14 protein-coding genes and 1 pseudogene are annotated in these 12806 nt (G+C 71.1%); 5 read left to right on the top strand and 10 right to left on the bottom strand.

Going from position 1 to position 12806, the window contains the following annotated elements; translation table 11 throughout:
- Positions 1-12 precede the first annotated feature (12 nt).
- Together ACFPOE_RS02305 and ACFPOE_RS02300 are read right to left on the bottom strand one after the other, a co-directional pair.
- A complete protein-coding gene (locus tag ACFPOE_RS02305) occupies positions 13-552 on the bottom strand; it encodes a phosphatidylglycerophosphatase A family protein (RefSeq protein ID WP_376848376.1) in 540 nt (179 codons plus the stop codon).
- Positions 549-1478, bottom strand: a complete 930-nt coding sequence (locus ACFPOE_RS02300; RefSeq protein ID WP_376848375.1) for a LysR family transcriptional regulator — start codon at positions 1476-1478, stop codon at positions 549-551. Before ACFPOE_RS02300 ends, ACFPOE_RS02305 begins: the two co-directional genes overlap by 4 nt.
- Positions 1479-1599: 121 nt before the next feature.
- On the opposite strand from ACFPOE_RS02300, the gene ACFPOE_RS02295 reads away from it, so the two are divergent.
- On the top strand, positions 1600-1791 hold the full coding sequence (locus ACFPOE_RS02295) for a hypothetical protein (RefSeq protein WP_376848374.1): 192 nt from the start codon (positions 1600-1602) through the stop codon (positions 1789-1791).
- Between the two features lies 1 nt (position 1792).
- Positions 1793-2200: a tautomerase family protein gene (locus tag ACFPOE_RS02290; protein WP_376848373.1), complete on the top strand. Its 408-nt coding sequence runs from the start codon at positions 1793-1795 to the stop codon at positions 2198-2200.
- A gap of 36 nt (positions 2201-2236) precedes the next feature.
- On the opposite strand, the gene ACFPOE_RS02285 is transcribed toward ACFPOE_RS02290, so the two are convergent.
- A complete protein-coding gene (locus ACFPOE_RS02285) occupies positions 2237-3904 on the bottom strand; it encodes an FAD-dependent oxidoreductase (protein WP_376848372.1) in 1668 nt (555 codons plus the stop codon).
- Between the two features lie 2 nt (positions 3905-3906).
- Entirely contained in the window at positions 3907-4887 is a 981-nt protein-coding gene (locus ACFPOE_RS02280) for a Bug family tripartite tricarboxylate transporter substrate binding protein (protein ID WP_376848371.1), read from the bottom strand.
- 85 nt (positions 4888-4972) lie between these two features.
- Between ACFPOE_RS02280 and ACFPOE_RS02275 the strand changes: the two are divergent.
- Both ACFPOE_RS02275 and ACFPOE_RS02270 read left to right on the top strand, forming a co-directional pair.
- Positions 4973-5491, top strand: a pseudogene (locus tag ACFPOE_RS02275) (LysR family transcriptional regulator); the annotation flags it as partial.
- A gap of 82 nt (positions 5492-5573) precedes the next feature.
- Positions 5574-5879, top strand: coding sequence for a LysR substrate-binding domain-containing protein (locus tag ACFPOE_RS02270; RefSeq protein ID WP_376848370.1), 306 nt, complete (start codon positions 5574-5576; stop codon positions 5877-5879).
- A 6-nt stretch (positions 5880-5885) separates the two neighbouring features.
- Here ACFPOE_RS02270 and ACFPOE_RS02265 read toward each other — a convergent pair whose 3' ends face one another.
- Genes ACFPOE_RS02265 through ACFPOE_RS02255 form a run of 3 tightly spaced genes read right to left on the bottom strand, consistent with a single transcriptional unit; the run spans position 5886 to position 7624 of the window.
- On the bottom strand, positions 5886-6380 hold the full coding sequence (locus ACFPOE_RS02265; RefSeq protein ID WP_376848369.1) for a thermonuclease family protein: 495 nt from the start codon (positions 6378-6380) through the stop codon (positions 5886-5888).
- A gap of 39 nt (positions 6381-6419) precedes the next feature.
- Entirely contained in the window at positions 6420-7370 is a 951-nt protein-coding gene (thiL, locus tag ACFPOE_RS02260; protein ID WP_376848368.1) for a thiamine-phosphate kinase, read from the bottom strand.
- 41 nt (positions 7371-7411) lie between these two features.
- Positions 7412-7624, bottom strand: coding sequence for a hypothetical protein (locus tag ACFPOE_RS02255; protein ID WP_376848367.1), 213 nt, complete (start codon positions 7622-7624; stop codon positions 7412-7414).
- Positions 7625-7880: 256 nt separating this feature from the next.
- Here ACFPOE_RS02255 and ACFPOE_RS02250 point away from each other — a divergent pair, with 256 nt between their 5' ends.
- Positions 7881-8345, top strand: a complete 465-nt coding sequence (locus ACFPOE_RS02250; protein ID WP_376848366.1) for a MarR family winged helix-turn-helix transcriptional regulator — start codon at positions 7881-7883, stop codon at positions 8343-8345.
- Between the two features lie 6 nt (positions 8346-8351).
- On the opposite strand, the gene ACFPOE_RS02245 is transcribed toward ACFPOE_RS02250, so the two are convergent.
- The 3 genes from ACFPOE_RS02245 to ACFPOE_RS02235 form a co-directional block, all read right to left on the bottom strand.
- On the bottom strand, positions 8352-9521 hold the full coding sequence (locus tag ACFPOE_RS02245) for a YbdK family carboxylate-amine ligase (protein WP_376848365.1): 1170 nt from the start codon (positions 9519-9521) through the stop codon (positions 8352-8354).
- Positions 9514-10767 carry a cation:proton antiporter domain-containing protein gene (locus ACFPOE_RS02240; RefSeq protein WP_376848364.1) on the bottom strand — a complete coding sequence of 418 codons (1254 nt, stop codon included), beginning with the start codon at positions 10765-10767 and terminating at the stop codon, positions 9514-9516. The genes ACFPOE_RS02245 and ACFPOE_RS02240 overlap by 8 nt, the downstream gene beginning before the upstream one ends.
- Before the next feature lie 65 nt (positions 10768-10832).
- Positions 10833-12797 (bottom strand): site-specific recombinase, encoded by a 1965-nt coding sequence (locus tag ACFPOE_RS02235; protein WP_376848363.1) that lies wholly within the window; start codon positions 12795-12797, stop codon positions 10833-10835.
- Positions 12798-12806 lie beyond the last annotated feature (9 nt).

Below are 12806 nucleotides of genomic sequence, written 5' to 3'. Positions count from 1 at the left end.
GCAAATCCGCGCTCACCACCAGGCCTTCCAGGCTGCGATCGCCAGCAGCGCGCACAGGGCAGCGACCAGGTCGTCGAACAGGATGCCGAAGCCGCCCTTCCAGCCGAAGCCGTGGAACAGGTTGTCGGCCCAGCCGACCGGCCCGGGCTTGAGTGCATCGAACAGGCGGAACAGCCCGAAGGCCGCCAGCTGCATCCAGAAACCGGCCGGCAGCAGCAGCCACAGGACGATCCAGAAGGCGACCACTTCGTCCCACACGATGTTGCCCGGGTCCAGCACGCGCATATGGTCCGCGGTCACGGTGCAGGCCCACCAGCCGACCGGCAGCGACACCGCGATCAGCAGCCCCAGCTCCCAGGGCGTGAGCCATTGCGCCAGCACCAGCCAGGCCAGCCAGGCCCAGAGCGTGCCCGCGGTGCCGGGCGCGACCGGCGACAGGCCCGAGCCGAAGCCCAGGGCGATCAGGTGGGCGGGATGCGCAAACAGGAAGCGCAGCGTGGGCCGCAGCGTCGGCGAGAGGAGGGGGGGATGGGGATCGGGCACGGACCTCATTTTGTTCCCGTGCGCGCCGCCGCGGCGCTGTCGGCCCGGGCGAACCATTCGCTCCACCACTCCAGGCAGGCGCCGATCTTGGGCAGCCGGTGGCGGCTGGCCAGCGTCACGGCGTACACCGGCACGGCCTGCGGATCGACGAATTCCTCCAGCACCCGCAGCAGCCGCTGCTCGCGCACCAGCGGCTCGCCGGCCAGGGTGGCCATCCGGCCGATGCCCAGGCCCTGCAGCACCATGCCGGCCATCACGTTGGTGTCGTTGGCCTGCCAGTGCGCCTGCGCGGTGAAGACCAGCGGCTTGCCCTTGGCCAGGAAGGCCCATTGCTTGAGCGAGGGCACGGCGCTGTTGCACACCAGCCGGTGGTGGCGCAGGTCGTCCGGATGGGCGGGCAGTCCATGCGCCTTCGCATAGGACGGCGACGCGTAGAGCGCGCGGCCCAGGGTGCCGATGCGGCGCGCCACCACCGTGTCCGGCAGGTTGATGCCGGTGCGGATCGAGATGTCGATGCCGTCGCGGGCCATGTCGGCCAGCCGGTCCGACACCTCCAGTTCCACCTTGATGCCCGGGTGCCGCGCCGCCAGCCCGGGCAGGCTGGGCAGGAGCTGGAACTGCGCGATCACCGAACTCACGGCCACCCGCACGCGGCCGCCGGCCTGGCCGGCGCGGCTGGCGAACTCGCCTTCCAGTTCGTCCAGCGTGCCGGTCAGCCGGCGGCAGTAATCCAGGAAGGTGTCGCCTTCGGCCGAGAGCGACAGGCCGTGCGTGCTGCGGTGGATCAGCCGCACGCCGCAGGCCTTCTCGATGCGGGCCAGCGTGCGCGAGACCTGGCTCACCGGCACGTCGCGTTCGCGCGCCACCGCCGACAGCGTGCCCAGTTCCGCCACGCGGGCGAACAGGTGCATGGCGTCGAAGTCGAGGTCCCTCATGCGCCCAATGGTAGCGAACGGCCGCCGGTGTTGCAGCCCATGCAACACCGAATTGCGGCGCCCGCCGTTTCCGCACCGCTCCCGGCTGCCTAGAGTGAACCCATTCACCAAGGAGCCCGCCATGAACCAGACACCCCGCAGCTGCCTCACTCCCGCCGACCGCGATGCCGCGGCCTTCGAAGCCAGTCGCCTGCGCGCACTGGCGCTGCGCCGGCAGGCGATCGACGCCTTCTTCTGCGCCATCGGCCGGGGGCTGCGCAATGCCGCGGAGCCGCTGGCCCGCAAGATGTTCCACACCCACAAGGAGGCCTGACATGCCCACGCTCAAGATCAAGATCGCCCCGCTGCAGAACCCCGAACGCCATGCGTCGCTGGCGCGGGCGCTGACCCAGATCACCGCGCGCACGCTCGGCAAGCGGCCCGAGGTCACGGCGGTGGTGATCGAGGACCTGCCCGATGCCCAGTGGTTCATCGGCGGGCGCCGGACCGAGCAGCCGACGGCGCTGCTGGAGATCGACATCACCCATGGCACCAACACGCCGCCGCAGAAGGAGGCCTTCATCGAGGCCGCGTTCGCCGAACTGCAGCGCCAGCTGGCCGGCGGCGGCGCCCTGGCGCAGGCCAGCTACGTGATCGTGCGCGAGCTGCCGGCCACCGACTGGGGCTACGACGGCGTCACGCAGTGGGAGCGCAAGCGCACGGGACCGCTGGTGGCGGCGTGATGGGCAGTGTTGGCAGGGTGGCGCCTGCGTCCCAGGTCAAGCCTGGGACGACAGAGGGATGGCGCCGCGCAGCAATTCCACCAGACCCGCCGGATCGGCCGGCACCGCATCCCCGCGCCACGCCACATGCTGGTCGGAGCGGCACAGCACCAGCTTGTGGCGGTAGGCCGCAGGAAGCTTGCCGGCATGGACGTCGAGCACGGTGATCGGCAGCCCCTTTGTTGCGGCCGCTGCCAGCAGGGGATCCGCGTCCGCCGCCGGATCGAAGCGCAGCAGCGTGTACGCCGGCCCGAAGGCGTCGTACAGCGAACGGCCGTCGGCCAGCCAGAAATGCGGCGCCCGGCAACCGGGGACGGTCGATTCGGTGAAGCCGCCCATGCTGTAGGGCGGCGGCTGCTCCTCGCCCTGGCTGGCCAGGATCGGCGAGCCGCTGTAGTAATAGCCGAAGTTCAGGCCGGCGCAGCAGAACTGCTGCACGTTCAGCTGGTACGCTTCCCGTCCCATGTCGGCACGGATCGCCTCGCCCTCGGCGCCGGCCTGCTCGATGTTGGCCGGCACGGCGCGGCGGGCCTTGATCATCTTGGCCGCATGCTCCATCGCGAACTGCGACACCTGCTCGGTGATCGGCTGGCGCTCGGCCTCGTAGGCGTCCAGGATCGCTGCGTCGCCCCAGCCGTTGATGCGTGCCGCCAGCAGCCAGGACAGGTTGATCGCGTCCGCGATGCCGGCGTTCATGCCGTAGCCGGCGTACGGCACCCAGAGGTGCGCCGCATCGCCTGCGAGAAACACGTTGCGGTCGCGGAAGCGGTTGGCCACCAGCCGCCGGCCGACCCAGTCTTCCTTGCTGATCACTTCATAGTGGAAGTCCGGGCCGACGCCGATGATCTGGCGGATCGCCCAGTCGCGGTCGACCGAGTCGAATTCCGGCTCGTCCGGGTTCAGGTGGTTGTGCACCAGCCAGGTCTGGCCGTCGTCGATGGTGAACATGGTGCCGCAGCGCCGCGGATTGACGGAGTAATAACACCAGGCCGGCTTGCCGGGAATCAGCGCCGCCAGCTGCGGCGCCCGGATGTAGGTGGACTGCACGCGCTGGATCACGGCCGTGCCTTCGAGCCTGGCGCCGATCTGCTTGCGCACGGTGGAACTGCCGCCGTCGCAGCCGGCCAGGTAGCGTGCGCGGATGACCCGCTCCTGGCCCGTGTCCAGGTCCAGCGCGCTCGCCTGCACGCCGGCGCCGTCCTGCGTGAACGCCGTCACCTGGGTGCGATTGAGCAGCGTCACGCCGGGCAAGGCCGCGGTGTGCTCCAGCAGGATCGGTTCCAGGAAGATCTGGTTGATGCGGTGCGGCGGCTCCGGCGTCGGCCACCAGGCATCCGGGCCCTCGGTCTCGGTGTAGCGGTCGCGCCGGCAGGGGATCGGGATCCGGGTCAGCTCCTGGCCGGTGACCGCGGTGCGGAACACCACGTCGTTCGGATGGCTGGGCGGCAGCCCGGCGTCGCGCACCTTCTGCGCCACGCCGAGCCGGCGGAACTGCTCCATCGTGCGCGCAGCCACATGGTTGCACTTGACGTTGGGCGGCTCGGCATAGCGGCGGATCTCGGCGATCGCCACCGTCACGCCGCGCGACTGCAGGTCCATCGCCAGCGTCAGGCCGACCGGCCCGGCCCCGACGATGAGAACGTCGGCTTGGATCTCCTGCGTCATTTTCAGTCCAGCTTGATGTTGGCTTGCCGGATCACCTTGGCCCACTTGCGCGTCTCCGAGCGGATGTAGCCGTCGAAGCTGTCCGCGCTCCCGGGCGCCGGCTCCACTCCGAGGTTGCGCATGCTGGCCTGGATCTGGGGGTCGTTCAGCGCCGCGGTGATCTCCGCGTTGAGCCGCGCGACGATCGGCGCCGGTGTGCCGGCCGGCGCGACCACGCCGAACCAGCCGGTGGAGTCGTAGCCGGGCAGGCCCGCTTCGGCCGCCGTGGGAACGTCCGGCAGGGTCGGCAGCCGCTGCGCGCTGGTGACCGCGAAAGCGATCAGCTTGCCGGCCTTGATCTGCTGCAGCGCCGCCGGCAGGTCCACCACCGCCAGCGGCAGCTGCCCGGCCAGCACGTCCAGCGCCGCCGGGCCCGAGCCCTTGTACGGCACTTCCACCAGCTTGATGTCGGCCATCTGCCCCAGCAGCGCCGCCGACAGGTGCATCGCGGTGCCGTTGCCGCCGTGGCCGATCGCCAGCTTGGCCGGATCGGCCTTGGCCTGGGCGATCAGGTCCTTGAGGGTGCGGGCCTTCAGCGAGGGATGGCCGACCAGCACGAACGGGATCGCCGCCAGCATGCTCACGGGCTTGAGGTCCTTGAGCGGGTCGAAGGGCATCTGCGCGTACAGGCTGGCGTTGGCCGACAGCGCGCCGGCGGCGCCCACCCCCAGCGTGTAGCCGTCGGGCGGCGCCTTGGCCACGATCGCCAGGCCGATGTTGCCGCCGGCGCCGGGCCGGTTGTCCACCACCACCTGCTGCCCCAGCTTCTCGCTCAGGCGCGGGACGATCATCCGCACCACCGCGTCGGTGCTGCCGCCCGGCGGGAAGGTGACGACGATCCGGATCGGCTTGCTGGGGAAGTCGGCCGGGGCGGGGGCCTGGGCCTGCGCCGACAGCACGCCGGCGGCCAGCAGCGCCGCAGCGCCGCGCAAGAACATGTTCATTCGCTTGTCTCCTGTTTGAGCCATTGGAGACGCTTTCGATTCATTCGTAAATCGATAAATTGCGAAGCACTTATGATTTCACGGAATGAATCGACCGCCGGCCTTCACCCCCACGCTGCGCCAGCTGCGCGCCTTCCACGCGGTCTACCAGCTGCGCAAGCTGAGTGCGGCCGCCGAACAGCTGTCGGTGACGCAGTCGGCCGTGAGCGTGCTGATCCGCCAGCTGGAGCAGGGCCTGGGCGCCCGCCTGTTCGACCGCACCACCCGCTCGCTGCGTCCGACCCAGGCCGCCAACGAAGCGGTGGTGGTGGCCGAGCGCATCCTGCGCGACGTGGAGGCGCTGGGCGCCGGCGTGCGCGACCTGACGGCGCTCAAGCGCGGGCGCGTCTGCCTGGCGGTGACGCCGACGCTGGCGCAGATCCTGCTGCCGCGGGTGATCCGGCGCTTCTCGCAGCTGCATCCGGACATCAGCGTGGTGATCGACGATTGCGCGCCCGACCAGTTCGTCTCGCGCGTGGCCGGCGACCACGTCGACTTCGGCATCGGCACGCCGGAGCAGGCGGCGGCCGACGTCGATTCCGTCACCCTGGTGCGCGACCACCTCGCGCTGGTGTGCGGCCGCGAGCATCCGCTGGCCGGCAGCAAGCCGCTGCGCTGGGCAGCTGGCCGGCCACGGCGTCATCACCGTGCGCCCGGGCTACGGCATCCGGCCGCTGGTGGACGCGACGGCGGCGCGCGCCGGCGTGGTGCTGGAGATCGTCAACGAGGTGTCGTTCCTCTCCACCGCCCTGTGGATGACCGCCAGCGGGCTGGGGGCGTCGATCATGCCGGCCGCGTACGCCAGCGCGGCGGACGACAAGTCGCTGGTGGTGCGGGCGCTGACCGCGCCCCGGGTCTCGCGCGACATCTCGGTGGTCACCCGGCGCGGGCGCTCGCTGTCGCCGGCCTGCGGCCGCTTCCTCGACGAGATGCGCAAGGAGTTGCGCGGCTAGGCCGCGTCAGCCCGCGCGGCAGGAGCCGTGGCGGCGCCGGAAGCTGCGCGGCTCGATCGCCGCATCCGCCCACAGGCCGCGCCGCGCCCGCCGGGCCTGTTCTTCCTCCAGCGCATAGGGGCCTGAGCGGCCGCGGTAGCGCGCCGACCAGGCATAGCCGCCGGCCACCAGCCAGGCGCCGACGTCCTGGCCGTCCAGGCTGACGCTGCCGACGCTGCGGTGATAGACGTCGCGCGCCCGGATGGAGACGCGCACGGCGCGGTGCAGGACGCGGCCTGCCAGTGCATCGCGCGCCTGCGGGCCGAAGGCCTGGCAGATCTCCGGCGCGTCCAGGCCCCGGATGCGCACCTGCACCGGCGCGCCGTGCAGCGGCCGCACCCACAGCGTGTCGCCGTCGGTGACATGGTTGACGATGCCGCTCAGGGCCCTGGCGCCCGCTGGCGCTGCCGTCGACAACGCCAGCAGCAGCATCAAGGACATGGCGCGCAGCAGGATCCTCATGGCCTGTGCAACGGCTTTCGCGCGCCGCGCGATGACAGCTCAGGCGAAATGATCGAAGGACGTGAAGCGCCGCATCAGGACCGCGCCGCTGCGGTCCACCAGCTGCAGGCCGGGCTCGGCGTGGATGGTGCCGATGCGCGTGATCGGCGTCGCGCTGGCGGCCGCCGCCGCCTGCACCGCCTTGCTGGCAGACGGCGGGGCGGTGAACAGCAGTTCGTAGTCGTCGCCGCCGGACAGCACCAGGTCCAGCGCCGTGTCGACGGGGATCCCGGGTGACGCCAGCAGGCCGAACGCCGACACGCTGTCGACGCGGGCGCCGACGCCGGACTGGCTCAGCACGTGCCCCAGGTCGCCGGCCAGGCCGTCGCTGATGTCGATCGCGGCCGATGCGATGCCGCGCAGGGCCATGCCCAGCGCCAGCCGCGGCGTCGGCTGCTCCAGCCGCGCCCGTGCCGCCTCGAACACCGCCGCCGGCACCGACAGCCTGCCGCGAAACACCTCCAGCGCCAGCCGGGCATCGCCGACGCTCCCGCTCACATAGATGTCGTCGCCGGCACGGGCGCCCGAGCGCAGCAGCGCGCCCCCGGCGGGCACTTCGCCGAACACGGTGATGCAGATGTTGAGCGGCCCTTGCGTCGTGTCGCCGCCCACCAGTTCGCAGCCATGGCTGTCGGCCAGTGCCAGCAGGCCGCGGGAGAAGCGTTCCAGCCAGGCTTCGTTGGCCGCCGGCAGCGCCAGCGCCAGTGAAAACGCCAGCGGGCTGGCGCCGCAGGCCGCCAGGTCGCTCAGGTTCACCGCCAGCGCCTTGTGGCCCAGCCGCAGCGGGTCCACCGTGGACAGGAAGTGCCGGCCCTCCACCAGCATGTCGGTGGAGACGGCCAGCTGCATGCCGGGCGCCGGTTGCAGCAGCGCGCAATCGTCTCCCACCCCCAGCGGACTGCGCCTGGCGGGGCGCTTGAAGAAGCGCTCGATCAGCTCGAATTCACCCATGGCCCGAGCATACCGGGGGCGGCGGGCCGGGCGCGGTGCCCCTACAGGCTGCCCATCAGCCTGGTGGCGGGCCGGCAGCCGCGCTGCGTGGTCTGGGCGTTGGGCGATCGGCAGTCGTTGGCCACCACCGCTCCCGCCGGCCCGGGCGCCACGACGGCGGCGGACTGCGGCCCGCCGCTCTTGTCGCAGCCTGCCAGCAGGCCGCTCAGCGTCAACGCAAACAGAACTGGCGTAAGCTCGAAGATGCAAGGCATGGCGCTTCTCCTGGAAGCCGGACAGGGTGCGCGTTCCCGCGCAACGCCACTGTTGTCCTTTGCGGGCGGCGCCGCATCACCCATCTGGGGGACGGTGCGGTTCGGGCCGCCACCAACGCCGGCCGGCGCCGCCGGACAGGCGTCCGCACAAGAGGGTCTGCCGGCACTCGAGCCGCATGCCGCCGCTTAGATCACGGCATGATATGTCTATCATGGGCAACCACAGCCTGCTTGCCGACCCAGCCACGGAGCTCCGATGACCCAGCAACCCACCAGGCGCAGCGGCGCGACGCCGGCCAAGGAAACGCTCGAGGCCCTGTCCAGCTTCCGCTACCACCTGCGCATGTTCATGCGCTTCAGCGAGGATGCGGCGGCGGCGGAGGGCATCACCTCGCTGCAATACCAGCTGCTGCTGCACGTGTGCGGGTTCCCGGGGCGGGAATGGGCGACCGTCGGCGAACTTGCCGAGCGCCTGCAGTCCCGCCACCACGGGACCGTCGCCCTGGTGTCGCGTTGCGAGGAAGCCGGCCTGGTGGAGCGCCGGCGCGACCCGACCGACCGCCGCCAGGTGCAGGTGCACCTGCTGCCCACCGGCCGGCGCCACTTGAAGCGGCTGGCGGCGCTCCACCGCGGCGAGCTGGGGGCGCTGTACCGGGCGATCGGCCAGCTCAAGGACGAAGCGGAGTGGCTGGAGCGCGAGCAGGAGCGCAGCGCCGGCTGAGCGCGCTCAGCCGCGGCCGCCGCGAAAGCGCTCCGCCGCCTGCCGGCTGACTTCGGCCAGCAGCCGTTCCTTGGCCTGGCGCTCGCGCAGCCACCTGGCGTCGTTGGCGCCCATGTCGGCCGACAGCCGCAGCAGGTCGATGCCGGGCGCGGCGCCCACGGCCAGCGAATGCGCGTCGATCTGCTTCATCGTCATCACGATGTGGTCGCGCAGCGCCATGTGCTCGCCGCTCACCGGATCCACGTACACCGCGTCCAGGCCGAAGCGGCAGGCCTGGAAGCGGTTGTACGTGTAGACCATGTAGTCGTCTTCCAGCGGCATGAAGGGCTGCTCGTGCAGCAGCCAGGAGGCCAGCGCCTGCACGTAGCCGGCCAGGGCGGCGGCCCGCTCCACCGTCAGCGGCGTGTCGAACACGCGGATCTCGATCGTTCCGTACTCGGGCTTGGGCCGGATGTCCCAGTAGAAGTCCTTCATGCTCTTGACCACGCCGGTGCGCGTCGTCTTGGCGAACCATGCGCCGAACTCGTCCCAGCTCAGGGTGTAGGGCGCGCGCCCGGACATGGGAAAGGCGAACACCGAATTGAGCCGCGCCGAATCGAACTGCGTGTCCTGCCCCTGCACGAAGGGCGAGGACGCCGACAGCGCGATGAAATGCGGGATGTAGCGCGACATGCGGTGCAGCATCAGCAGCGCGCTGTCGGCATCGGGGCAGCCGATGTGCACATGCTGGCCGAAGATGGTGAACTGCTTGGACAGGTAGCCGTACAGCTGCGACAGTTCGTGGAAGCGCGGCCGGTCGTAGATGCGCTGTTCGTGCCACTGCTGGAACGGGTGGGTGCCGCCGCCGGCGATCGCGATGTTCAGCTTGTCGGCGCAGCGCACCAGCGCATCGCGGATCTGCGACAGCTCGCCCAGCACCTGGGCCGACGAGTTGCAGACGCCGGTGGAGACCTCGATCATGCTGGATGTCATCTCCGGCACCACGGCGCCGGGCAGCGGGATCTTCGCCATCAGCCGCAGCATCTCGGCGGAATAGGGCGCGAGGTCGTAATCGTTGGTGTTGATCAACTGCAGCTCGAGCTCCACGCCCAGCGAGAGCGCGGCCGAATGCTGGAACGGCTCGAGCACGGCCTGCCGCGCGTCAGCCGCTGCGCCGTGCGCGGGCGCGCTAGCCACGCAGCTCTCCGGGCGTCGTCAGGCTGGCGTCGGCACCCCAGGAGCGCGAACTCTCGCCGGTGCGGTGGACGGCGAGCGTGGCCAGGATCGCGCCCAGCACTTCCATCAGCAGGATGGCCGGCAGCGCGATCCGCGCGATCAGCGGCAGTGTCGGCGTGCTGGCGGCGAACTGCGAGACCAGCAGCAGCGCCACCGAGGACATCGGCGACATCGCGACGCCGGTGTACGTCGCCTGGCGCCAGGTCAGTCCGCTGCCCCAGTTGGCCGCGCACACGCCGGCCACCATGGCCAGGAAGCGGGTCAGCACCAGCCCGGCGACCAGCTTGGCGGTGGGCACGTTCCATTGGGCGTTGGCGGCCACCACCGACACCAGCACGAACATCAGCATGGTCAGCAGCGAGCCGGCGGTGCCGAGCTGGCGCGGCCAGGCCCAGGGCCGGGGGTTGAGCTGCTTGAGCAGCATGCCGCCCAGCAGCGCGGCCAGTGGCGCCGAGCCGCCGAAGTGGGACGCCAGCGCGGTGCCGGCCGCCAGCAGCGCCAGGAACAGCATCGAGGTGTTTTCGCTGGTGGGGCTCATCACCCGCAGCGCGATGCGCAGCGTCAGCGCCAGGATGGCGCCCACCACCACCGACAGGCCCAGCACCACCAGGATCGGATAGGCCATGTCAGACCAGCTGTTGTGCGGCCGGTCCATCACGCCGGCGCGCGCCGTGCACAGGGTCAGCGCGTACAGCGTGCTGAGCGTCGACAGCACCATCGCCCGCTCGGTGACCGGGCCGGAGGCGCCGGTGTCGATCACGATCCGGCCCAGCACCGCCGGCGACGCGGCCATCGCCACCAGCGCCAGCGACTGCGCGATCTCCAGACGCACGCCGAGGTAGCGCAGCACGTAGTAGACGGATAGCAGCGTCAGCGCCGACAGCAGCAGGCTCTGCATCAGCACCATCGGGTTGTGGCGGAACCAGCGCAGCGGGATCCGGCCGCCCGCTTCGAACAGCACCACCGCCACGCCCAGCTCCAGCAGGAACAGGCCGATGCCTTGCAGCGGCCAGGCCGCGCCGGTGAAGCCGCCCAGCCCGGCGAGCGCGCCCACCGCGGAATAACCGACCACCTTGGGCATGCCGGTGAAACGATGCACCAGGTGACCCGCGATGGCCGCCACTGCCAGCAGGATCGACCATTGGACGGTCGGCAGGCCCGCCGAGGGCCTGAGCCATTCCGCCCAGATGGCCGTGATTTCATTCATGTGCGTCGTGTCCCCGGCGCACTGTAACGCGCAGCCTCAGCCGCAGCTGTAGGACAGTGCGCCTGTCACAGCGGCAGCAGGAAACTGGCCGGACGCTGCCGCAGCCGGGCGAGGATCGCGTGCCGGATCCGCAGCCGGTCGGCTCGCACGACGCTGTGCGCGCGCAGTGCCAGCCTGAAGGCGAAGTAAAAGCTCACGCCCAGGTTCAGCATGGCGATGAAAGGGATTGCCGCGATGCACCACCACAGCTCCGGCATCCCCAGCACCTGCGGGCCATATGCCGCCGCGGCGGCGGCGAGCTGGCCGCTGGACAAGGTGACATGGCGCGCCTGCAGCCCGATGCCGATGAATCCGAGCACCGGCGGCACCAGCCCCAGCATCATGCCCAGCGAAATGTTGGAGGCGAAGCCCGAGATGTTGTTGCGCATGAAGCCGGCCCAGCGGCCGGCCCGCGCGCTTCCGAGCGCCGCGGTGATGCGCGGGTTGTAGCGCATCGCCGAGTCCAGCCGGTGCAGCACGAACCAGTTCTCCGTCCAGCCGGCGATCAGGCTGGAGGCGAACAGCAGCACGCCGGTGAATGCCGCGAACAGCAGCGTGAGCGGGTTGAGCAGGTGGAGCGTCTCGAACACATGGTGGGCGTCCTCGCGGCTGATCATCGGCGCGCCGCTGGCCAGCCCGATGGCGGCGCTGAGCAGCACCACGCAGGGAACGACCATGCCGACGTTGCCGATCACCGCCGCCACTTGCGAGCGCATCAGGTTGGCGACCTCGTCGACGAATTCCTCCACCGCGCCGGGCTGGTCCAGGTTCTTCAGCCGCGCCGCCATCGCCGGCGCGGTCATCGCCGGCTGCTTGGTCGCCAGCGTCCAGTGCATCAACTGGATGAACACGAAGCTGGCGGCGTACATCATGCCGGCCCAGAAGCCGCCCCAGAACGCCGCCAGGCCGAGGCTGGCCAGCGCGAACTTCAGGAAGGTGGTGGCCGCGGTGGCGGCGCCGCCGCCGGCCGCCTTCCACAGCATCTGCCGGTACTCGGCCGGCGTGCGGGTGATGTAGTGCTCGCCGGCCTCCGCGCTGCGCTCGGTGACCTTGGCCGCCAGCAGCGAGGAGTTGGCGGCCAGCAGCGCCCGCAGGCTTCTTCGCTCGTGGCCCATCGCCGCCAGCCTGGACACCAGCCGCGCGCTGCTGGCTTGCGGCGTGGGCGAGGTCAGGCAGTCCATCAGCTCGCGGATGCGCAGCACGCGCTCGCGCAGCTGCCGCAGCAGGAACACCAGGCCCACCGAGATGCCGTGCTCGTTCAGGTGCGGATAGACGCTGGCGGCGGCATGCCGGCAGGCCTCCAGCCGCTCGCGCAGGCGGGCCGCGGCCGCCTCCACCACCGCCGGTTCGCGCGGCGTGGCGGCAAAGGCGGCGCGGAAGGCCTCGACGTCGGCCGGCAGCTCGTGGAACGGCTGCAACTCGCGCGAGGGGGCGCTCATGCGCTGGCGCAGTTCGGCGGCGAAGCCGGCGGCGCGCACCTGGCTGGCGCAATAGTTGATCGCTTCCAGCAGCTCGTGCTGCCACAGCGTGAGGCTGGTCACCGCCGACGACGTGGTGAGGAGGTCGGCGAGCCGCTCCAGGCTGTCGGCGTCGAGCGCGGCGATCCACAGGGCGTCGTCGGCGCGCGGCATGGCCAGCGAGAACAGCTCCGCCGAATCGGTGGTCTCCGGCGTGGCCGGCAGCAGCTTCTGGCGCAGCCGCTCGTTGAATTCGCTGATGAAGGCCATGCGCGGCGCGAAGCCGAAGTCCGCCAGCAGGGCGGTGGCGTCCACGGTTTCGGCCAGCACCTGCCACCAGTCGCGGACCCGCTGCTGCAGCTGCGGCTGTGCCTCCAGCGCGTCGAGAAACAGCCGCACCCGGCTGGCGGCCGCCGCGGCCGGCGAGCCGCGCGGGCCGCGCACCCATTGCAGCAGGCCGATCAGCCAGAGGTGCCGCTGCGCCAGGGGCGCCTGCGCATCCAGCGTGGCCAGCACCTGGTTGAGGTCTGTCATCCGCAAGGG

The organism is Caenimonas terrae (assembly GCF_042655405.1).
Lineage (GTDB): Bacteria > Pseudomonadota > Gammaproteobacteria > Burkholderiales > Burkholderiaceae_C > Ramlibacter > Ramlibacter terrae_A.
This window is presented reverse-complemented; position numbering and strand designations above follow the sequence as displayed.